Annotated in this window: 16 protein-coding genes; 2 read left to right on the top strand and 14 right to left on the bottom strand. The window is 61.7% G+C overall.

Going from position 1 to position 20,957, the window contains the following annotated elements; all coding sequences use genetic code 11:
* The 4 genes from NKI52_RS31355 to rpsL form a co-directional block, all read right to left on the bottom strand.
* Positions 1-334 (bottom strand): GTP-binding protein (locus NKI52_RS31355; RefSeq protein ID WP_352700731.1); only part of this gene is annotated, 334 nt, incomplete at its 3' end.
* 67 nt (positions 335-401) lie between these two features.
* Positions 402-2,492 carry an elongation factor G gene (fusA, locus tag NKI52_RS31350; RefSeq protein ID WP_023680448.1) on the bottom strand — a complete coding sequence of 697 codons (2,091 nt, stop codon included), beginning with the start codon at positions 2,490-2,492 and terminating at the stop codon, positions 402-404.
* 30 nt (positions 2,493-2,522) lie between these two features.
* Positions 2,523-2,993, bottom strand: coding sequence for a 30S ribosomal protein S7 (gene rpsG, locus NKI52_RS31345; RefSeq protein ID WP_008875664.1), 471 nt, complete (start codon positions 2,991-2,993; stop codon positions 2,523-2,525).
* A gap of 85 nt (positions 2,994-3,078) precedes the next feature.
* Complete coding sequence (gene rpsL, locus NKI52_RS31340; protein ID WP_006333356.1) at positions 3,079-3,450, bottom strand: 30S ribosomal protein S12; 372 nt, start codon at positions 3,448-3,450, stop codon at positions 3,079-3,081.
* Positions 3,451-3,911: 461 nt separating this feature from the next.
* On the opposite strand from rpsL, the gene NKI52_RS31335 reads away from it, so the two are divergent.
* Complete coding sequence (locus NKI52_RS31335; RefSeq protein WP_254817147.1) at positions 3,912-4,193, top strand: transcriptional regulator; 282 nt, start codon at positions 3,912-3,914, stop codon at positions 4,191-4,193.
* A gap of 134 nt (positions 4,194-4,327) precedes the next feature.
* Complete coding sequence (locus NKI52_RS31330) at positions 4,328-5,257, top strand: Gfo/Idh/MocA family protein (RefSeq protein WP_352700730.1); 930 nt, start codon at positions 4,328-4,330, stop codon at positions 5,255-5,257.
* Positions 5,258-5,306: 49 nt separating this feature from the next.
* Here the strand turns inward: NKI52_RS31330 and NKI52_RS31325 are convergent, their stop codons facing one another.
* From NKI52_RS31325 to NKI52_RS31280, 10 genes are all read right to left on the bottom strand, one after another.
* Positions 5,307-5,972, bottom strand: a complete 666-nt coding sequence (locus NKI52_RS31325) for an O-methyltransferase (protein ID WP_352474774.1) — start codon at positions 5,970-5,972, stop codon at positions 5,307-5,309.
* 84 nt (positions 5,973-6,056) lie between these two features.
* Positions 6,057-10,253: a DNA-directed RNA polymerase subunit beta' gene (gene rpoC, locus NKI52_RS31320; RefSeq protein ID WP_352700729.1), complete on the bottom strand. Its 4,197-nt coding sequence runs from the start codon at positions 10,251-10,253 to the stop codon at positions 6,057-6,059.
* A 139-nt stretch (positions 10,254-10,392) separates the two neighbouring features.
* Entirely contained in the window at positions 10,393-14,529 is a 4,137-nt protein-coding gene (rpoB, locus tag NKI52_RS31315; protein ID WP_023680443.1) for a DNA-directed RNA polymerase subunit beta, read from the bottom strand.
* A 335-nt stretch (positions 14,530-14,864) separates the two neighbouring features.
* Complete coding sequence (gene rplL, locus NKI52_RS31310) at positions 14,865-15,191, bottom strand: 50S ribosomal protein L7/L12 (protein WP_352700728.1); 327 nt, start codon at positions 15,189-15,191, stop codon at positions 14,865-14,867.
* A gap of 54 nt (positions 15,192-15,245) precedes the next feature.
* The gene (gene rplJ / locus NKI52_RS31305; RefSeq protein ID WP_008875657.1) at positions 15,246-15,764 is read right to left on the bottom strand and encodes a 50S ribosomal protein L10; all 519 of its coding nucleotides are present in this window, start codon (positions 15,762-15,764) and stop codon (positions 15,246-15,248) included.
* Positions 15,765-16,157: 393 nt separating this feature from the next.
* Complete coding sequence (gene rplA, locus NKI52_RS31300; RefSeq protein ID WP_023680441.1) at positions 16,158-16,856, bottom strand: 50S ribosomal protein L1; 699 nt, start codon at positions 16,854-16,856, stop codon at positions 16,158-16,160.
* Positions 16,857-16,860: 4 nt separating this feature from the next.
* The gene (gene rplK, locus NKI52_RS31295; RefSeq protein ID WP_023680440.1) at positions 16,861-17,289 is read right to left on the bottom strand and encodes a 50S ribosomal protein L11; all 429 of its coding nucleotides are present in this window, start codon (positions 17,287-17,289) and stop codon (positions 16,861-16,863) included.
* A gap of 160 nt (positions 17,290-17,449) precedes the next feature.
* Positions 17,450-17,977: a transcription termination/antitermination protein NusG gene (nusG, locus tag NKI52_RS31290; protein ID WP_006333333.1), complete on the bottom strand. Its 528-nt coding sequence runs from the start codon at positions 17,975-17,977 to the stop codon at positions 17,450-17,452.
* Between the two features lie 27 nt (positions 17,978-18,004).
* Entirely contained in the window at positions 18,005-18,208 is a 204-nt protein-coding gene (gene secE / locus NKI52_RS31285; RefSeq protein WP_023680439.1) for a preprotein translocase subunit SecE, read from the bottom strand.
* A 516-nt stretch (positions 18,209-18,724) separates the two neighbouring features.
* The coding region (locus NKI52_RS31280) for an AAA family ATPase (RefSeq protein WP_352700727.1) at positions 18,725-20,957 on the bottom strand (2,233 nt) is incomplete at its 5' end.

Genomic DNA, 20,957 nt, shown 5'->3' with positions numbered 1-20,957 from the left:
GCGTCTGCGGCATCGGGCCGTCGGCGGCCGACACCACCAGGATCGCGCCGTCCATCTGCGCAGCACCGGTGATCATGTTCTTCACATAGTCGGCGTGGCCGGGGCAGTCGACATGGGCATAGTGGCGGTTGGCGGTTTCGTATTCGACGTGCGCCGTCGAAATGGTGATGCCGCGCGCCTTCTCTTCGGGCGCCGCATCGATCTGGTCGTAGCGCTTGTATTCGCCAAAATACTTGGTGATCGCCGCCGTCAGCGACGTCTTGCCATGATCGACGTGACCAATCGTGCCAATGTTCACATGAGGCTTAGTGCGCTCGAATTTACCTTTTGCCATGTGATCTCTCCATTCCTGCCAGCCCGTGCGGGCCTTGAATTAAGTTACTGATGCAACTCGTTTCGAGTTACGCGTATTTCTTCTGGACTTCCTGGGCGACCGCGGTCGGGACCGGCTCGTAGTGGTCGAACTGCATCGTGTAGGCTGCGCGGCCCTGGCTCATCGAGCGAAGGTTGTCCACGTATTTGAACATGTTGGCGAGCGGCACCATCGCGTTGATGACCACAGCCACGCCACGGGCTTCCTGGCCCTGTATCTGGCCGCGACGGCCGTTCAGGTCGCCGATAACGCTGCCGACGTAATCTTCCGGCGTCACCACTTCGACCTTCATGATCGGCTCGAGCAACTGCACGCCAAGCTTGGGGGCTGCTTCACGGAAGCAGGCGCGGCCGGCGATTTCGAAGGCCAGAACCGACGAGTCCACGTCGTGGTAGGCGCCATCGATCAGCGTCGCCTTGACGCCGATCATCGGGAAGCCGGCGAACGGGCCCGAGGTCATGACGCTGTTGATGCCCTTTTCGACACCGGGGATGTATTCCTTCGGCACAGCGCCGCCGACGATCTTGGTTTCGAACTCGAATTCGCTGCTTTCCGGATTCGGCTCGAACAGTATCTTGACGCGGGCGAACTGGCCGGTACCGCCGGTCTGCTTCTTGTGCGTGTAGTCCTGCTCGTGCTTGCGGGTGATCGTCTCGCGGTAGGCCACCTGCGGCGCGCCGACATTGGCCTCGACCTTGAACTCGCGGCGCATGCGGTCGACGATGATGTCGAGGTGAAGCTCGCCCATGCCGGAAATGATCGTCTGGCCCGATTCCTCGTCGGTCTTGACGCGGAAGGACGGATCCTCGGCGGCCAGGCGGTGAAGGGCGAGACCCATCTTTTCCTGGTCGTTCTTGGTCTTCGGCTCGATGGCGATCTGGATGACCGGATCGGGGAATTCCATGCGCTCGAGGATGACCGGATGCAGCGGATCACTGAGCGTGTCGCCGGTGGTGGTGTCCTTGAGACCAGCGAGGGCGACGATGTCGCCGGCAAACGCCTCTTCCACGTCGGCGCGCGAATTCGCATGCATCTGCAACATGCGGCCGATGCGCTCTTTCTTGCCCTTCACGGTGTTGTCGACCGAGATGCCCTTGGTGAGCTTGCCCGAATAGATGCGGGCAAAGGTGAGCGAACCGACGAACGGGTCGTTCATGATCTTGAAGGCAAGCATCGACAGCGGCTCGTTGTCGTCTGCATGACGCTCGATCTCGGCGTCGGTCTTGGCGTCGACGCCCTTGATGGCCGGGACATCGGCCGGCGACGGCAGATATTCGACGACGGCGTCGAGCAGCGGCTGCACGCCCTTGTTCTTGAAGGCCGAGCCGCAGAACATCGGATAGAACTTCACCGCGATCGTGCCCTTGCGGATGAGCGCACGGATCTCGTCGTTGCTCGGCATCTTGCCTTCGAGGTAATTCTCGAGCGCCGTCTCGTCCATTTCGACGGCGGCCTCGATCATCTTCTCGCGGTATTCTTCGGCACGAGCCTTGAGGTCGGCAGGGATCTCGACGATGTCCCAGGCAGCGCCCAGCGTCTCGTCGCGCCAGACCAGCGCGTTCATCTCGACGAGGTCGACGACACCCTTGAACTCGGTCTCGGCGCCGATCGGCAGCTGCATGACGACGGCATGCGCACCTAGGCGCGAACCGATCATCTCGACCGAGCGGTAAAAGTCGGCGCCGATCTTGTCCATCTTGTTGCAGAAGATCATGCGCGGCACGCGGTACTTGTCAGCCTGACGCCAGACGGTTTCCGTCTGCGGCTCGACACCGGCATTGGCGTCGAGCAGCGCGATGGCGCCGTCAAGCACGCGCAGCGAACGCTCGACCTCAATGGTGAAGTCGACGTGGCCGGGGGTGTCGATGATGTTGAAGCGGTGCATCTTGCCGTCGCGACCCTTCCAGAAGGTCGTGGTCGCGGCGGACGTGATGGTAATGCCGCGCTCCTGCTCCTGCTCCATCCAATCCATGGTGGCAGCGCCGTCGTGGACTTCCCCGATCTTGTGCGACTTGCCCGTGTAATAGAGGACGCGCTCGGTGGTCGTCGTCTTGCCGGCGTCGATATGCGCCATGATACCGAAATTGCGGTAGTCTTCGATTTTATATTCGCGGGCCATGGGAGGTGCCTCTTCAGTCTCGTTCGCGCTTTACCAGCGGTAGTGCGCGAAAGCGCGGTTGGCTTCTGCCATCTTGTGGGTGTCTTCACGCTTCTTGACGGCGGTGCCGCGGTTGTTGGCCGCATCCATCAGCTCGCCGGAGAGGCGGTCGACCATAGTGGTCTCGTTGCGGTTGCGGGCGGCGGCGATCAGCCAGCGGATGGCCAATGCCTGACGGCGCTCGGGGCGCACGTCGACCGGAACCTGGTAGGTGGCGCCGCCGACGCGGCGCGAACGCACTTCCACATGCGGCGCGACATTGTCGAGCGCCTGATGGAAGACGGTGACCGGCTCCTGCTTGGTCTTGGACTGAACCTGGTCGAGCGCGCCGTAGACGATGGTCTCGGCAACCGACTTCTTGCCGTCATACATGACGGCGTTCATGAACTTGGTGACGATCAGATCGCCGAACTTCGGGTCCGGATTGATCTCACGCTTTTCTGCACTGTGACGACGGGACATTTTTTCTCTGCCTCAATTCTACGCGGTGGCCTGGATCCCGGATCGTCGCTTGACGCCGCCCGGAACGACCTTGGCTACGCTTCGGTCACTTCGGACGCTTGGCGCCGTATTTCGAACGGCGCTGCTTGCGGTTCTTCACGCCTTGCGTGTCGAGCACGCCGCGGATGATGTGGTAACGGACGCCCGGAAGATCCTTGACGCGACCGCCGCGGATCATCACCACCGAGTGCTCCTGAAGGTTGTGGCCTTCGCCGGGGATGTAACCGATCACTTCAAAACCATTGGTCAGGCGGATCTTGGCCACCTTGCGCAGCGCCGAGTTCGGCTTCTTCGGCGTCGTGGTGTAGACGCGCGTGCAGACGCCCCGCTTCTGCGGGTTCTGCTGCATGGCCGGGACCTTGTTGCGCTTCACCGGCGCAATGCGCGGCTTGCGGATCAGCTGGTTGACGGTAGGCATTAAACCCTCTTGTCTCTCAATTCCGTATCTCGCCCGGTCAGGGCCGCTCAAAGCGTCATTTCCATACGCAAATTCGGGCCACAAACCGCGCCTCGCGGTCTTGCCCGAACAAATGGCAGAGGAAGCGGAAGCCGCTTCATGCACGCCGGAAATGTCTTTTCGCTCGTAAAACGAACCCTGTTTGAGGCAAACTCCAAAGCGTGTCGCTTCGGAAGCAAGAGCCTCACATCGGTTCTGACTGGGCGGCTTCTACTCGTATGGCCACTGTCCGTCAACCCCGGAGCGGCAAATATTGCGCTGAACCCGAGGCGTGGCAGCCATGCGAAAAGCGCATGTAATTTTCTTGCGCCTTTTTCAAGAGGAAGGCAGAAAGTGACCGGCTTGCCGCTGTTTCCAGGCCGTGCTTCGTGCGAAAAGGCGGCATGAGCAGCCCAAACCCCCTCGCCCGGAGGTACGAACCCGTGAATGACAATGAGGAGCGCCCGGTCACCATTATTACCGGGCGGGTGTGGAAGCGCAAAGGCGGCAAGCCGGAAGGCGTGCATGTGATGTTGGTCGCGCCGGACGACGATTCGGCGGTGCGCCGCGCTCTCGAATCGCTTGCCGCCGAAGGTTATGCCGAGGCCGAGCTCGACCAGATCGGCGACCTGGACGGCGTGCCCGACGAGGAGCCGCATCTGTCCGCCTATCAGGGCGCGCTCGAAGGCGAAGTGTCGATCGTGACGTTCGATGTACCGATTTGAAGAGATTTGAAGAGATCTGAATCGCGGTCGATCTCGCAGGCCGGCGACACAAGCCCGGCGACTTGCCCGGCACAAGTTCTCTGCTAAGAAGCGACCTCTGGCAAAACCAAGCATACTCAACCTGCGGAGCTCCCATGTCCTCTAATCCCATCAAGCTCGGCATCGTCGGCGTGGGGAAGATCGTCCGCGACCAGCATCTGCCGGCGCTGGCGAAGGACCAGGATTATCGCCTAGTCGCCGCAGCGAGCCGGCATGGCAAAGTCGAAGACATCCCGAATTTCCCGACGATCGAGGCGATGCTCGACTCGGTGCCGGAGCTCGAGGCGGTGTCGCTGTGCATGCCGCCGCAGTTTCGTTACGACGCCGCGCGCTTGGCGCTCACGGCGAAAAAGCATGTCTTCCTGGAAAAGCCGCCCGGCGCCACGGTCAGCGAGGTCGAAGACCTGAAGACGCTGGCGACAGCGAACGGCGTCTGCCTGTTCGCCAGCTGGCACTCGCGCTATGCGCCAGCTGTCGAAGCTGCGCGCGCATTCCTTGGATCGACAACTATCAGGTCGGCCGCTATCAACTGGAAGGAAGACGTGCGCCGCTGGCATCCGAACCAGGAGTGGATCTGGGCTCCCGGCGGTTTTGGCGTCTTCGATCCCGGCATCAACGGGCTGTCGATCGCTACCCACATCCTGCCGCCGATGTTCATCAGCTCGGCAGAGCTCGATTTCCCCGAGAACCGCGCGGCCCCGATCGCCGCCCATATCGCCTTCCGCACTTCGAACGGTCTGCCGCTGACGATGGAACTCGATTGGCGTCAGACCGGCCCGCAAAGCTGGGACATCCTGGCCGATACCGAGGCCGGATCGATGGTGCTTTCTGGCGGCGGCTCAAAGCTCGCCATCGATGGCCGCGTCGTTCACGAGGAGCCGGAAGCCGAATATCCGATGCTCTACAAGCGCTTCGCCGAGATCGTGCGCGCCGGCACCTCCGACGTCGATCTCGCGCCCCTGCAGCACGTCGCCGACGCCTTCATGCTGGGCAAGCGCAATGTGGTGGAAGCTTTTTTCGATTGACGAGTGGGCGCCGGCCGGATCGCAGGTCTGGTCGGCGCACCGCACAAAATCAATTGACGATCGCTATTGCAAAGCCGTCATAGCCCTTGGCGCCAACAGTCTGGATCGCGGTGCCTTCCAGACGTTTGTCGCTGCCGATGAACGAGAACGCCGCGCGTGCCCCTTCGACATTGGCGTCGCGACCATCTTCATTCACCACCGCGCCGTCACGGATGACATTGTCGCAGACGATGACGGTCCCCGGCCTCGAAAGACGCATGGCCCAGGACAGATAGTGCGGGTTGTTCGGCTTGTCGGCGTCGATGAAGATGAAGTCGAACGGCCCGGCATTCTCGGCGCCTAAGGCCGCAAGCGATTGAAGCGCCGGTCCGACCCGCAGTTCCACACGGTCAGACACCCCTGCCCGTTCAAAGTTCGACCGCGCGACACTGGCGTGGTGCGGATCAAGCTCGAGCGTCACGACCTTGCCGTCCATCGGCAATGCTCGCGCCATCCAGATTGTCGAATAACCGCCCAACGTGCCGATTTCGAGTACCTTCCTCGCTCCCTGCATTCGCGCAAGAAGTGAGAGCAGCTTGCCTTGTGCCGGGGAAACGTCGATAGGCGGCAGGCCCTGATCATGGTTGGCCGCCAGAACGGCATCAAGAGCGGGATCCGCCTCGAAAAGAGCTTCGACAATGTAGTCGTCGACAGAAGCCCAAATCTTCCTGCTCATCGTTTCCTCTCCGATCCGATTGAGGAACCAAAATGCGAAAAGGGGCCACTTAGGCCCCTTTTCTGTCTTCCCTTGCTTGCGCGCTTACTGCGCCGCGTTAACCATGTCGGTCAGCATCGGCTCGGCGACCTCGACGCCGGACGCCTTGCGGCGCTCGTCGATGATCAACTCGTCGCGCGAGGTGGCGATGCGCCGGATCTGGCTCATCGTACCGCCGGTACCGGCCGGGATCAGCCGGCCGACGATGACGTTTTCCTTCAGGCCCTGCAGCATGTCGGTCTTGCCGGCAACCGCAGCTTCGGTCAGCACCCTCGTCGTCTCCTGGAAGGAGGCGGCCGAGATGAAGGACGGCGTCTGCAGCGAGGCCTTGGTGATGCCGAGCAGCACCGGCTGGCCTTCGGCCGGCTTCTTGCCTTCCTCGACCAGGCGCTCATTGACCTCTTCCAGTTCGATCACGTCGACGTGGTCGCCCGGAATGTAGGTCGAATCGCCCTGCGTGGTGATCTCGACCTTCTGCAGCATCTGGCGAACGATCACCTCGATATGCTTGTCGTTGATCGACACGCCCTGCAGTCGGTAGACCTCCTGGATTTCGTTGACGAGGTAGGAGGCAAGCGCCTCCACGCCCTTGATCGCCAGGATGTCGTGCGGCGCCGGATTACCGTCGAGGATGTAGTCGCCCTTCTCGATGACGTCGCCGTCCTGGAGATGGAACGGCTTGCCCTTCGGGATCAGGTATTCGACCGGCTCAAGCGTCGAGTCATGCGGCTCGATGATGATGCGGCGCTTGTTCTTGTAGTCGCGGCCGAAGCGGATCGTGCCATCGATCTCGGCGATGATGGCGTGATCCTTCGGACGGCGTGCCTCGAACAGTTCGGCCACACGCGGCAGACCGCCGGTGATGTCCTTGGTCTTGGCGCTTTCCATCGGGATACGCGCCAGCACGTCGCCGGGGCGAACCTGTGCGCCCGGCTCGACCGAAAGAATGGCCTCGACCGAGAGCAGGAAGCGGGCGTCGCCGCCCTTCGACAGCTTGCCGACCTTGCCCTTGGCATCCTGGACGACGATCGCCGGCTTGAGGTCGTTGCCGCGTGGCGTCGAACGCCAGTCGATGACCTCGCGCTTGGTGATGCCGGTCGATTCGTCGGCGGTTTCCTGAACGGAAATGCCATCGACCAGATCCTCGAACGCTACCCTGCCCTCGATTTCGGTGAGGATCGGGCGGGTATAAGGATCCCACTCGGCGATACGCTGGCCGCGTTTCACCTTGTCGCCATCGTCGACGAAGATGCGCGAACCGTAGGTGACGCGGTGCGTGGCGCGTTCCTTGCCGGCCTCGTCGAGGATCAGCACCGCCATGTTGCGGCCCATGACCATCAGCTGGCCGTCGGAGTTGCGCACCACGTTGCGGTTGCGGATCTCGACCTTGCCCTCGTACGAGGCTTCAAGGAACGAGGAATCCACCACCTGCGCCGTGCCGCCCATGTGGAAGGTACGCATGGTGAGCTGGGTGCCCGGCTCGCCGATCGACTGCGCCGCGATGACGCCGACAGCCTCGCCCTGGTTGACGGGAGTGCCGCGGGCCAGATCGCGTCCGTAGCAGACCGCGCAGACGCCGACCCTGACCTCGCAGGTCAGCGCCGAACGGATGCGAACCGACTGCACGCCGGCCTTTTCGATCAGTTCCACGTCACGCTCGTCCATCAGCGTTCCGGCCTTGACCAGAACCTCGCCGGTGACCGGGTGGGTGATGTCGTCGAGCGAGGTGCGGCCGAGAACGCGCTGACCAACCGAAGCGACGACCTGACCGGCATCGACGATCGGCTGCATGGTGAGGCCCTTGTCGGTGCCGCAGTCGAGCGAGTTGACGATGCAGTCCTGTGCCACGTCGACAAGACGACGCGTCAGGTAACCCGAGTTCGCCGTCTTCAAGGCGGTGTCGGCCAGACCCTTGCGGGCGCCGTGGGTCGAGTTGAAGTACTCGAGCACGGTGAGGCCTTCCTTGAAGTTCGAGATGATCGGCGTCTCGATGATTTCACCGCTAGGCTTGGCCATCAGGCCGCGCATGCCGGCGAGCTGGCGCATCTGGGTGGGCGAGCCGCGCGCACCGGAGTGCGACATCATGTAAATCGAGTTCATCGGCTTCTGACGGCCGTTGTCCTCGAACTCGACCGCCTTGATGCGGGCCATCATTTCGTCGGCGACCTTTTCCGAGCACTTGGCCCAGGCGTCGACGACCTTGTTGTACTTCTCGCCCTGGGTGATCAGACCGTCATTGTACTGCTGCTCGTATTCCTTGGCCAAAGCCTCGGTGTCGGAGACCAGCTTGATCTTGGCGTCCGGGATCAGCATGTCGTCCTTGCCGAACGAAATGCCGGCACGGCAGGCGTGGCTGAAGCCGAGAGCCATGATGCGATCGCAGAAAATGACCGTCTCCTTCTGACCGCAATGGCGGTAGACGGTGTCGATCATCTTGGAGATGTTCTTCTTGGTCATCTCCTGGTTGGCGGTCTCGTAGGGCACGTTGTGGTTCTTCGGCAGCAGCTCGCCGATGATCATGCGGCCAGGCGTGGTGTCGTAGATCTTCGACACGACCTTGCCGTCGGCGTCGACCGTGCGGAAGCGCCCCTTGATCTTGGCATGCAGCGTCACCGCCTTGGTCTCGAGCGCGTGCTGGAGTTCGCCCATGTCGGCAAACACCATGCCCTCGCCCGGCTCGTTCTGATTGACGATCGAGAGATAGTAGAGACCGAGAACCATGTCCTGCGACGGCACGATGATCGGCGCACCGGAAGCCGGGTGCAGGATGTTGTTAGTCGACATCATCAGCACGCGGGCTTCGAGCTGCGCTTCCAGCGACAGCGGCACGTGGACCGCCATCTGGTCGCCGTCGAAATCGGCGTTGAAGGCGGTGCAGACCAGCGGGTGAAGCTGGATCGCCTTGCCTTCGATCAGGATCGGCTCGAACGCCTGGATGCCGAGGCGGTGCAGCGTCGGTGCGCGGTTCAGCAGCACCGGATGCTCGCGGATGACCTCGTCGAGGATATCCCAGACCTCCGGACGCTCCTTCTCGACCAGCTTCTTCGCCTGCTTGACGGTCGAGGAGTAGCCCTTGGCGTCGAGACGGGCGTAGATGAAGGGCTTGAACAGTTCGAGCGCCATCTTCTTCGGCAGGCCGCACTGGTGGAGCTTGAGCTCCGGACCGGTGACGATGACCGAGCGGCCGGAATAGTCGACGCGCTTGCCGAGCAGGTTCTGGCGGAACCGGCCCTGCTTGCCCTTCAGCATGTCGGACAGCGACTTCAGCGGACGCTTGTTGGCGCCGGTGATGACGCGGCCGCGGCGGCCGTTGTCGAACAGCGCATCGACGGCTTCCTGCAGCATGCGCTTTTCATTGCGCACGATGATGCCGGGCGCGCGCAGCTCGATCAGCCGCTTCAAGCGGTTGTTGCGGTTGATGACGCGGCGATAGAGGTCGTTCAGATCCGACGTGGCGAAACGGCCGCCGTCCAGCGGGACAAGCGGGCGCAGATCCGGCGGGATCACCGGAACCACCTTCATGATCATCCATTCCGGACGGTTGCCGGATTCCATGAAGTTCTCGACGACCTTGAGCCGCTTCAGGTACTTGTTCTGCTTGAGCTCGGAGGTGGTCGAAGCCAGCTCAGAACGCAGATCGCCGGCGATCTTCTCGAGGTCCATGCCGGCCAGAAGGTCGTGGATCGCCTCGGCGCCGATCATGGCGGTGAACGAATCCTCGCCATACTCGTCGACGGCCATCATGTACTCTTCCTCGCTGAGCAGCTGGTGCTCCTTCAGCGCGGTGAGGCCGGGTTCGGTAACGATGTAGTTCTCGAAGTAGAGGACCCGCTCGATGTCCTTCAGGGTCATGTCGAGCAGCGTGCCGATGCGCGACGGCAGCGACTTCAGGAACCAGATGTGGGCGACCGGCGCCGCCAGCTCGATATGGCCCATGCGCTCGCGGCGGACGCGCGACAGCGTGACTTCGACGCCGCACTTCTCGCAGATGACGCCCTTGTATTTCATGCGCTTGTACTTGCCGCACAGGCACTCATAGTCCTTGATCGGGCCAAAAATGCGCGCGCAGAACAGGCCGTCACGCTCCGGCTTGAAGGTGCGGTAGTTGATGGTCTCCGGCTTCTTGATCTCGCCGAACGACCAGGACAGAATCTTCTCAGGGCTGGCAAGCGAGATCCGGATGGAATCGAACACCTGCGCAGGCGCCTGGGGATTGAAGAGATTCATGACCTCTTGGTTCATGCCGTTCTCCTTTTCGGGGTCCTCGAAAACCCCTTGCATCTAGCGCGGGCCAAACGCCCGCCGACTTGATCGGCCATCGGCCGAAGAATTTGGGTGCGCCCCGGTCGCGAGAGCCCTCTCTCGCGACCGAGCGTCTTGCCTACTCGGCCGCGTCGGGCAGCCGGATCGGGTTGTCGTCGAGCTTGGTGTTCTCCAGCTCGACATTGAGGCCGAGAGACCGCATTTCCTTGACGAGAACGTTGAAGCTCTCGGGAATGCCGGCCTCGAAGGTGTCGTCGCCTCTGACGATCGCCTCGTAGACCTTGGTGCGGCCGGCGACGTCGTCCGACTTCACCGTCAGCATCTCCTGCAGCGTGTAGGCGGCGCCGTACGCTTCGAGCGCCCAGACCTCCATCTCGCCGAAGCGCTGGCCACCGAACTGCGCCTTGCCGCCCAGCGGCTGCTGGGTAACGAGCGAGTACGGCCCGATCGAACGCGCGTGGATCTTGTCGTCCACAAGGTGGTGAAGCTTGAGCATATATATGTAGCCCATCGTCACTTTGCGATCGAACGGCTCGCCGGTGCGCCCGTCATAGAGCTGCGACTGACCGCTGGTGTGCAGGCCCGCCTGCTCCAGCATGATGTTGATGTCGGCCTCGTGCGCGCCGTCGAACACCGGTGTCGCGATGGAGACGCCGCGGCGCATCTGCTCGCTGAGGCGAACGATGCTCTCGTCGTCATATTCGCGGACCGGCTCGTTGCGGTCGTTGGAAGGCATGAAGCTCTCGAGCGTCTTGCGCAGCGGCTTGATGTCGCCCGCCGTCTTGTACGCGTCGATCAGATCGCCGATTTTCCTGCCCATTCCGGCGCAAGCCCAGCCCAGATGCGTTTCCAGGATCTGGCCGACATTCATGCGCGACGGCACACCCAGCGGGTTAAGCACGATATCGGCATGCGTGCCGTCCTCGAGGAAAGGCATGTCCTCGACCGGAACGATCCGCGACACGACACCCTTGTTGCCGTGCCGGCCGGCCATCTTGTCGCCGGGCTGCATTTTGCGCTTCACGGCCACGAAGACCTTGACCATCTTCATGACGCCCGGAGGCATCTCGTCGCCGCGCTGCACCTTCTCGACCTTGTCCATGAAGCGCTGCTCGAGCGCCTTCTTGGAATCGTCGTACTGGCCACGCAGGGCTTCCAGTTCGCTCTGGAGCTTTTCGTTCTCCACGGCAAACTGCCACCACTGCGAACGCGGATACTCGTCGAGCGTGTCCTTCGACAGCTTCGAGCCCTTCTTGAAGCCCTTCGGCCCGGCAATCGCTTCCTTGCCGACGAGAACGTCGGAAAGACGCGAATAGACGTTGCGGTCGAGGATCGCCTGCTCGTCGTCGCGGTCCTTGGCGAGGCGTTCGATCTCCTCGCGCTCGATCGCCATGGCGCGCTCGTCCTTCTCGACGCCGTGGCGGTTGAAGACACGCACTTCGACGACGGTGCCGAAGGTTCCCGGAGGCATGCGCATCGAGGTGTCGCGCACGTCCGAGGCCTTTTCACCGAAGATGGCGCGCAGCAGCTTTTCTTCCGGCGTCATCGGGCTTTCGCCCTTCGGCGTGATCTTGCCGACCAGGATGTCGCCCGGCTGCACTTCCGCACCGATGTAGACGATGCCGGCCTCATCGAGGTTCTTCAGCGCTTCTTCCGAGACGTTGGGAATGTCGCGCGTGATCTCCTCCGGCCCCAGCTTGGTGTCGCGGGCCATGACTTCGAACTCCTCGATGTGGATCGAGGTGAAGACGTCGTCGGCGACGATGCGCTCGGACAGGAGGATGGAATCCTCGTAGTTGTAGCCGTTCCACGGCATGAACGCGACCAGCACGTTACGGCCGAGGGCCAGATCGCCGAGCTCGGTCGACGGGCCGTCGGCGATGATGTCGCCCTTGTTGACCCGGTCGCCCATGCGCACCAGCGGACGCTGGTTGATGCAGGTGTTCTGGTTCGAACGCTGGAACTTCATCAGCCGGTAGATGTCGACGCCGGACTTGCCGGGATCGAGATCTTCCGTGGCGCGGATGACGATACGCGTCGCGTCCACCTGGTCGACGATGCCGCCGCGGCGGGCGCCGATGGCGGCGCCCGAGTCACGGGCGACGATCGGCTCCATGCCGGTGCCGACGAACGGCGCTTCGGCGCGCACCAGCGGCACGGCCTGACGCTGCATGTTCGAGCCCATCAGCGCACGGTTGGCGTCATCGTTCTCCAGGAACGGGATCAGGGCCGCGGCCACCGACACCATCTGCTTCGGCGACACGTCCATCAGATCGACGTTTTCGCGCGGCGCCATCATCACTTCGCCGGCGTTGCGGCAAATGACGAATTCGTCGACGAAATGACCATTCTTGTCGAGCTCGGCATTGGCCTGCGCGACGTGGTGCTTGGCCTCTTCCATAGCCGAGAGGTAAACGACCTCATTGGTCAGCTTGCCGTTGACGATCTTGCGGTACGGGCTCTCGATGAAGCCGTATTTGTTGACGCGCGCGAAGGTCGCAAGCGAGTTGATCAGGCCGATGTTCGGGCCTTCCGGCGTCTCGATCGGGCAGATGCGGCCGTAATGCGTCGGGTGCACGTCGCGCACTTCGAAACCGGCACGCTCGCGGGTCAGACCGCCCGGTCCAAGCGCCGAAAGACGGCGCTTGTGGGTGATCTCCGAAAGCGGGTTGGTCTGATCCATAAACTGCGACAGCTGCGAGGAACCGAAGAACTCGCGCACGGCGGCAGCCGCCGGCTTGGCGTTGATCAGGTCCTGCGGCATCACCGTGTCGATCTCGATCGAGGACATGCGTTCCTTGATCGCGCGCTCCATGCGCAGCAGGCCGACGCGGTACTGGTTCTCCATCAGCTCGCCGACCGAGCGCACACGGCGGTTGCCGAGATTGTCGATGTCGTCGATCTCGCCCTTGCCGTCGCGCAGTTCGACCAGCGTCTTGACCACGGCCAGGATGTCGTCCTTGCGCAGCACGCGCACGGTATCCTCGGCCTTGAGCTCGAGGCGCATGTTCATCTTGACGCGGCCAACGGCCGACAGATCATAGCGCTCGCTGTCGAAGAACAGCGAATTGAACATGGCTTCAGCGGTTTCCAGCGTCGGCGGCTCGCCGGGGCGCATGACGCGGTAGATGTCGAACAGCGCGTCCTGGCGGCTCTCGTTCTTGTCGACGTTGAGCGTGTTGCGGATGTAGGCGCCGACGTTGACGTGGTCGATGTCGAGGACCTTGATCTCATCGTCACCGGTGCCAAGCAGCACTTTCAGCGTCTTTTCGTCGATCTCGTCACCGGCTTCGAGGAAGATCTCGCCGGTCGCGTAGTTGACAATATCCTCGGCAAGGTAGTTGCCGAGCAGATCCTCATCGGTCGCCTTGATCGCCTTGAGACCCTTTTCACCAAGCGCCCTGGCCTGGCGGGCGGTGATCTTCTTGCCGGCCTCGACGACGACTTCGCCGGTGTCGGCGTCGACAAGGTCACCAACGGCCTTGAGGCCGCGGAAACGCTCGACGTTGAACGGGATGCGCCAATGGTCGCCGGCGCGCTTGTAGGTGATCTTGTTGTAGAAGGTCGACAGGATCTCTTCGCCGTCCATGCCGAGCGCCATCAGCAGCGACGTCACCGGAATCTTGCGGCGGCGATCGATGCGGGCATGCACGACGTCCTTGCTATCGAACTCGATGTCGAGCCACGAGCCGCGATAGGGAATGACGCGCGCGGCAAACAGAAGCTTGCCGGACGAGTGCGACTTGCCCTTGTCATGGTCGAAGAAGACGCCCGGCGAACGGTGCATCTGCGAGACGATGACGCGCTCGGTGCCGTTGACGATGAAGGTGCCGTTCAAGGTCATGAGCGGCATGTCGCCCATGTAGACGTCCTGCTCCTTGATGTCCTTGATCGACTTCGCGCCGGTATCCTCGTCGATATCGAACACGATGAGGCGCAGCGTCACCTTGAGCGGCGCCGCGTAGGTCAGGTCGCGCTGACGGCATTCGTCAACGTCGAATTTCGGTCCCTCGAACTCGTACTTCACGAATTCCAGCATCGAGGAGCCGGAAAAATCGGAAATCGGGAAGACCGACTTGAAAACTGCCTGCAGCCCCTCGTCAGGACGCCCGCCCTTGGGCTCCTCCACCATCAGGAACTGGTCATAGGATGCCTTCTGAACCTCGATCAGGTTCGGCATCTCCGCAACTTCCGGGATCTTTCCGAAAAACTTGCGTACGCGTCTGCGGCCATTGAAAGTCTGGGTCTGGGCCATCGTCGCTCCTTAGCTCAATTCTCGGGACGAGCCTCGCCGCGGCTCGCCTTGCATCTCGGGCCACCTCGGCGGCCCTGTCTTGTTGCCCGCCGCCTGTCGGCGGCTTCTTGTCTTTTCACCCACCACCAATTTGGCGGCGGGCCAGAAACGGGAGAAAACCCGTTTCCTGAAGGCCGGTTTGCGGCCCTCAGGAAAGAGGTTTTCGCACTCTTCGCGTTACGCAGCCTCCCTTCGACGCGAAAGGAGTGGCGGGCCGCGCGCCGCCCTCCGCCGGTTCTAAACGCATAATTCAGTTAGACCATGGCCCCGGCTGCGTCCAGCTGGGCCGTGAACTTTTACGCGTCGGGCGTGGAAACGGCGTACTTGACCCGCGTCGGAGCCGCCTCGACCAGGTCCTTGGCTTCCTTGAGGCCAAGACCGGTGATGGCGCGAACTTCCTTGATGACGTTGATCTTCTGAGCGCCTGCCTCGGTGAGGACGACGTCGAATTCCGTCTTTTCCTCGACCGGAGCAGCAGCGGCCGCAGCGCCGCCGGCAGCGGCAACCGCCACCGGAGCAGCGGCGGAAACGCCCCACTTTTCTTCAAGAAGCTTCGACAGCTCGGCCGCCTCGAGGACGGTCAGCTTCGAAAGGTCGTCTACGATCTTTGCCAGATCAGCCATTGCAATGTTCCTTCATAAGGTTCGAACGTGTGTTTGTGATAGCGAGGAACGGCCTCATGCCGCCTCGTCCTTCCGGGCGTAAGCGCCGATGACGCGCGCGACCGAAGCCGCAGGCGCATTGACGATCTGGGCGATCCGGGTTGCCGGCGTGGCGATCATGCCAACCAGCCTGGCGCGCAGCTCATCGAGCGACGGAAGTGTGGCGAGTGCCTTCACACCGTCGGCATTGAGCGAGGTGGTACCCATTGCGCCGCCGAGAATGACGAGCTTGTCATTTCCCTTGGCGAAATCGGACGCGACCTTCGGCGCCGCAATCGGATCCTCCGAATAGGCGATCAGCGTCTGTCCCTTGAACAGCTCGATGATCGATGCGGAGTCCGTGCCCTGAAGAGCGATTTTGGCGAGACGGTTCTTCGCGACTTTGACGGTGCCACCGGCGGCGCGCATTTTCGACCGAAGGTCGTTCATTTGCGCGACGGTGATACCGGCGTAGTGGGCCACGACGACTGAACCAGCGCTTGAAAACGCATCATTCAGGCCCGTGACGAGTTCGCGTTTTTCCGCTCTGTCCACTGCCTATCTCCAGTTGACCCCTGCCCTCTACGAAGGACAGGCGTCGGGTTGCCTTTTGCCGGCCGGGCCATCCAGTAACGGATCTCCCGAACGACGCTCGAGGATCCTGCCCCCTTTCGCCACACCTGCCGGCAAGCCGGACGGTGCGCAGACAAAAGGCAAACACGGTTCGAACCTTTCATTGGAGCTTGCGGCTCCTTTGTCCGGTCTTCACCCGTCTCATGCAGGCCCACATGAATTAAGGCCCACATCACCTAAGGCTTGGGGGCCGCCTGCAATCTCGGACAGGATGTCCGGAAGCCTTTCGACTTCCGGTACCGGGCCGCCGACAGGTCGGAGGCCCGGAATTCTTTCACGGATCAGCGTTTTAGCGGCCGATCCAATTGTTTCGTATCAGGACGCAGCGAGCGTCGAGACGTCGAGCTTGAGGCCCGGGCCCATCGTCGAGGTGACCGACACCTTCTTGACGTAGTTGCCCTTGGCACCAGCCGGCTTTGCCCTGGTCACCGCATCAGCGAAGGCGCGGACGTTTTCTTCCAGCGCCTTGACGTCGAACGAGACCTTGCCGACGCCGGCGTGAACGATGCCGGCCTTCTCGACGCGGAACTCGACGGCGCCGCCCTTCGATGCCTTGACGGCGGCGGTAACGTCGGTGGTTACGGTGCCGACCTTCGGGTTCGGCATCATGCCGCGCGGACCGAGCACCTTGCCGAGACGGCCGACCAGCGGCATCATGTCCGGCGTGGCGATGCAGCGGTCGAAGTCGATCGTGCCCTTCTGGACGATGTCGACCAGATCCTCGGCTCCGACGATGTCGGCGCCGGCGGCCTTGGCCTCCTCGGCCTTGTCGCCACGCGCGAAGACGGCGACGCGAACGCTGCGGCCGGTGCCGTTCGGCAGATTGACCACGCCGCGGACCATCTGGTCGGCATGGCGCGGGTCGACGCCGAGGTTCATCGCGACTTCGATCGTCTCGTCGAACTTCACCGAGGAGCGATCCTTGAGCAGCTTCAGCGCCTCACCCAAAGCATAAGCCTTGTTGGGATCGATGCCTTCGCGGGTCTTCGATACACGCTTTGCAATCTTTGCCATGATCTCAGCCCACCACTTCCAGACCCATCGAGCGGGCGGAGCCCTCGACCATGCGCATGGCCGCCTCGACGTCGTTTGCGTTCAGATCCTTCATCTTCTGCTCGGCGATGGCGCGCACCTTGTCGCGGCCGATCGTGCCGGCCTTGACCTTGCCCGGCTCCTTCGAGCCCGACTTCAGGTTCGCAGCCTTCTTCAGGAAGTAGCTCACCGGCGGCGTCTTCATGACGAAGGTGAACGACTTGTCCTGGTAGTAGGTGATGACGACCGGAACCGGCGAGCCCTTTTCCATTTCCTGGGTCTGCGCGTTGAACGCCTTGCAGAACTCCATGATGTTGATGCCACGCTGACCAAGCGCCGGGCCGATCGGGGGCGACGGCGTGGCCGATCCCGCGGAAACCTGGAGCTTGAGCTGGCCTGCAATTTTCTTAGCCATCTCTCTTCCTGCCTTTTCTCATGCCGGTCTTGCCGGCGGTTGCAGTCTGGTGGTGCGGTCCGTGCGGCCGGCTAAAGCCGCATTCGCCTCCCACCCGTTTTTGGCCGCGCGATCTCCGCGCCGCCTTCCCTGCCGCCGAAACCGGTGCAGGGATTTCGGATCAGCCCTTCTCGACCTGTCCGAATTCCAGATCGACCGGCACAGCGCGCCCGAAGATCGAAACTTCCACCTTGAGCCGCGCCCGCTCTTCGTCCACTTCCTGGACGAAACCGTTGAACGACGCGAATGGTCCATCCGAAACGCGGATCGCTTCGCCGATCTCGAACGTCACCGACGGCTTCGGCCGCTCGACGCCTTCCTGAACCTGGTTCAGGATACGCTGGGCCTCGGCTTCGGTGATCGGCACCGGCTTGGAGTCGCCCAGGAAACCGGTGACCTTCGGCGTGTTCTTGACGAGCGAGAACACGGCATCGGTCAGATTGGCTTTCAGCAGCACATAGCCCGGAAAGAACTTGCGCTCGGCATCGACCTTGCGGCCGCGGCGGATCTCGACGACCTTCTCGGTCGGCACCACGATCTGCTCGATGTCGGCGGACAGGCCCTTCTGCTTGGCCTTGTTCTCAATGTCCTCGGCGACCTTCTTTTCAAAGTTCGAGTAGGCGTGGACGATGTACCACCGCGCGGTCATTTCAAGACTTCTCCGTAATCGCCGGACTTACTGTCCGAGGCCGAGGATTTTTTCGACCGCAAAGCCCATGGCCACGTCTGCGGTAAAGAAAAAGATCATCGCGATGACCGCGAACACAAGGACCATCACCGTCGAGATCATCGTTTCGCGCCGCGACGGCCAAGTGACCTTGGCGGTCTCCGCGCGAACCTGCTGGAGAAAGGTGAAGGGATTTGTGGTTTTCGAAGCCATATGCCGCTCTGTCTGCAAGACCCGTTGGCCGGGCCTCCTGGATGATCCCGCTGGCCGGGACGTGCCGCTTGAGCGTGCGTTCGCGCCGAATCAGCGCAATCATTTCGCCCATGCAAATCAGACGCGTAAAGCCGGCTTCCCAGCTCCACGCGTCGCGTGTCTGTCTCGTCTACATAAAACCGATTCTTGATCCACGCAAGTGGCAAGTGTCCGCTTTATGGCCAAACGCCGCCTCGGAACCATCCAGTCGTCCCGTCCCGGCTATGCGGCCCTTATGCCGCAACTTATGCCATATGGCAAGTCACAAGCCGATTTTCAAAGGCCGCACTGCAAAAGAATCGTTTTTAGGTATCCATTCGAAGAATGGCACGGGCAGCAGGGCTCGAACCTACGACCTGCGGTTTTGGAGACCGAATAGCCTTCCCACATCATCCTGTTTACAATGTGATATTTGCCATTTCCAGCATCGATGTGCAAGGATTTGTGTAAGGCTTCACCTCAGTTTCCGTCCGAATCCTAGTCCTTAGGCTTCGCTGTCTGCTGGGCAACCTTCCCCAAAGCGACGAGGGCATCGAATTGCGCGGCTGAAAATTCTCCGCCCTCACGCACTCGATCCCGATGGCTCGCGTCGAGCCCCGTCAGTAACGATGCGAGCCGTTCCACGAAACGTGGCGCTCTGGCACCCCTCGGCGGCATCGCTTCAAGCGCCATCCAGGTGAGCCCAATGAGTTCGTCTGGAGCCTTGCCGGCGTCGATGAGCGCCACGGCGCGCTGGGAGAAGGTGTTGAACTGAATGTCCCTCGGCTCTTTGTCGTACCGCTCCGCCAGAGCCAGGGCTGACGCCGTCTGCTTTGCTATACGCTCGATACTGGTGTGTCCGAGAAACACCGCAACACGGGCAGCCGCGCGGATCTCCCCATCTGAAGCCGTAATTTCCCGCTTTTTCAGCACCCGTTTAATCGTGGCGCAGCGTTTCGAGAAATCAGGCGGCAGACACAGATAGGACACGTCCACCCGGCCGGGCCTTTTTATTGCGCTGTCGATGCGATCATCATAATTGGTCGCCAGAATGAAGATGACGGATTCTTCCTCCCGAAGGTCAGCCAGCTTTGTGAGCATCCCAGGCGTCAGCAACTGAAAAGCGCTCTGCTGGGCGCGAAACAGCTCACTGTCCCGATCCAATAGGAATTGATCGAGCTCGTCGAACAGGACCACGGCCATCATTTGATGCCTGAGCACCTCGAAGATCAGCTTTGCCCGCCGCTCCATGTGGGCGTCGCCGGTGGTGAGAAAGTCGCTCACCGTCACCCGGATCATGGGCACGTTCAACGCTGCGGCGAGGTTTTTCGCCGTCGTGCTTTTCCCGGTTCCAGGAGGCCCGTAGAGCAGCATCGACCAGTTGGGCTCACCCGAGCGGGTAAGCCGAGGCTCGACGAAACACCTGCCGATGTCCTCATAGAACCGATAGTCAGGATTAGTGCCTGCGGGCTCGAATTTCGTAACGATGTCATTCCAGGCAGGCGGGGTGCCCACCGGAAGCGTCACGTCCAGTTCGGATAGCTCCAGAAGCTCACCCGATATGTGTTGGTCAAGGTAATCCCGGAAAATCACCAAAAATTCCAGGATCTGGCTATTCTCCCAGATGTGGAGGTAGGATCCGCCGAGCCGCTCCGATCGCCAGCCCATGACCTCTCCAATCGCCAGCGACAACGGCAGCCGCCGGCCTTTCAGCCAATCCCAGTATTTGAGGATCACTGCGAGATGCGTGTTTCCCAGGGCGTTGGACCGGCGTCCCGGTGACCGAGCGTCCAGAATGGAAAGGCTGCATAAAAGGGAGGTCGCAGTCTCAATCCCAATGGCATAGAGAACTTCGCCGCGATGGGATGTTGTTAGAGGCGTCTGCGGCCGCCAACTGCCGGTTCGCTCTTGCGCCGCGTGGATAATCTTAAAAACCCGCTCGGCGGTGGCTTCGTCGACTGTCTCAGGTCGAGTGTGCAGCATACCCTCAAGGCAGAATGCCAGTTCACACGCGTCAAAACGACTGTCTCCGACGTCTCCATAGGACAGATGCTCTCGGATGCCTTCCTGAAATCTCTCGAAGGCCTTTTTGAGCAATTTCTTGCGAACCGCCTGACTGCCCTCGTCGCTTTGCGCGGGCAATGTTCGCAAACAGCGTACGAAGCGCAACAGGATGTAGAAGGTTGAGCCACTCATTCGCTCGCCCGTCTTAAAGCCATCATTGAGAGCTCGGCTCGGCTCGGCGTGGCCGTCTGACCCCAGAATGCTTTCGCAGCGCTTGAGGATGAGAGCTGTCAGTACCGCGATGAGGTCTTCGGTGCTGCGGTCATGCGCGAACAGGTCCGCATGCCAGCTGAGCGTCAGAATATCGTCCTTGCCGTAGGTCGAGGAGTTGCATCCTTTGCGGCTCCGCCAATCGGCCAAGAGCAGCTTCTTGGCGGCCCTCAGCCGCTTGTGCCTTTCTGATTTGGAGTCCAGCTCGGGCAACTTACTCGAGGCGTGCCAATGATATCCGTGAGCAGCCCGTTGGCGCGGCCGGCCGTGGGCGCCCTGCATCGCAGCGGCGATCATCGACGTCGTACTCTGCGAGAATTGGGTCGGAGCGCTGTCCGGCTCCTCTCCAATGTAATAAGGCCACGCAAATTTTTCGGTGAACGGCACGGTATCGATGAGGTTTGTGATCGCCTCGATGCCTGTGTCGATGGCCTGCCGCAGCGCTTTGCGCTGCGGC

The organism is Mesorhizobium sp. M0590 (genome assembly GCF_040320905.1).
Lineage (GTDB): Bacteria > Pseudomonadota > Alphaproteobacteria > Rhizobiales > Rhizobiaceae > Mesorhizobium.
Note: the sequence above shows the minus strand (reverse complement) of the source record. Positions and strands in the feature narration are given on the sequence as shown.

Bases quoted from the DNA above. Each gene is read 5' to 3' on its own strand.
- rpsL (WP_006333356.1), bottom strand. From the start codon at position 3,450: ATGCCTACCGTCAACCAGCTGATCCGCAAGCCGCGCATTGCGCCGGTG.
- rplL (WP_352700728.1), bottom strand. From the start codon at position 15,191: ATGGCTGATCTGGCAAAGATCGTAGACGACCTTTCGAAGCTGACCGTC.
- fusA (WP_023680448.1), bottom strand. From the start codon at position 2,492: ATGGCCCGCGAATATAAAATCGAAGACTACCGCAATTTCGGTATCATG.
- nusG (WP_006333333.1), bottom strand. From the start codon at position 17,977: ATGACCGCGCGGTGGTACATCGTCCACGCCTACTCGAACTTTGAAAAG.
- rpsG (WP_008875664.1), bottom strand. From the start codon at position 2,993: ATGTCCCGTCGTCACAGTGCAGAAAAGCGTGAGATCAATCCGGACCCG.
- secE (WP_023680439.1), bottom strand. From the start codon at position 18,208: ATGGCTTCGAAAACCACAAATCCCTTCACCTTTCTCCAGCAGGTTCGC.
- NKI52_RS31325 (WP_352474774.1), bottom strand. From the start codon at position 5,972: ATGAGCAGGAAGATTTGGGCTTCTGTCGACGACTACATTGTCGAAGCT.
- rpoB (WP_023680443.1), bottom strand. From the start codon at position 14,529: ATGGCCCAGACCCAGACTTTCAATGGCCGCAGACGCGTACGCAAGTTT.
- NKI52_RS31330 (WP_352700730.1), top strand. From the start codon at position 4,328: ATGTCCTCTAATCCCATCAAGCTCGGCATCGTCGGCGTGGGGAAGATC.
- rplA (WP_023680441.1), bottom strand. From the start codon at position 16,856: ATGGCAAAGATTGCAAAGCGTGTATCGAAGACCCGCGAAGGCATCGAT.
- rpoC (WP_352700729.1), bottom strand. From the start codon at position 10,253: ATGAACCAAGAGGTCATGAATCTCTTCAATCCCCAGGCGCCTGCGCAG.
- rplK (WP_023680440.1), bottom strand. From the start codon at position 17,289: ATGGCTAAGAAAATTGCAGGCCAGCTCAAGCTCCAGGTTTCCGCGGGA.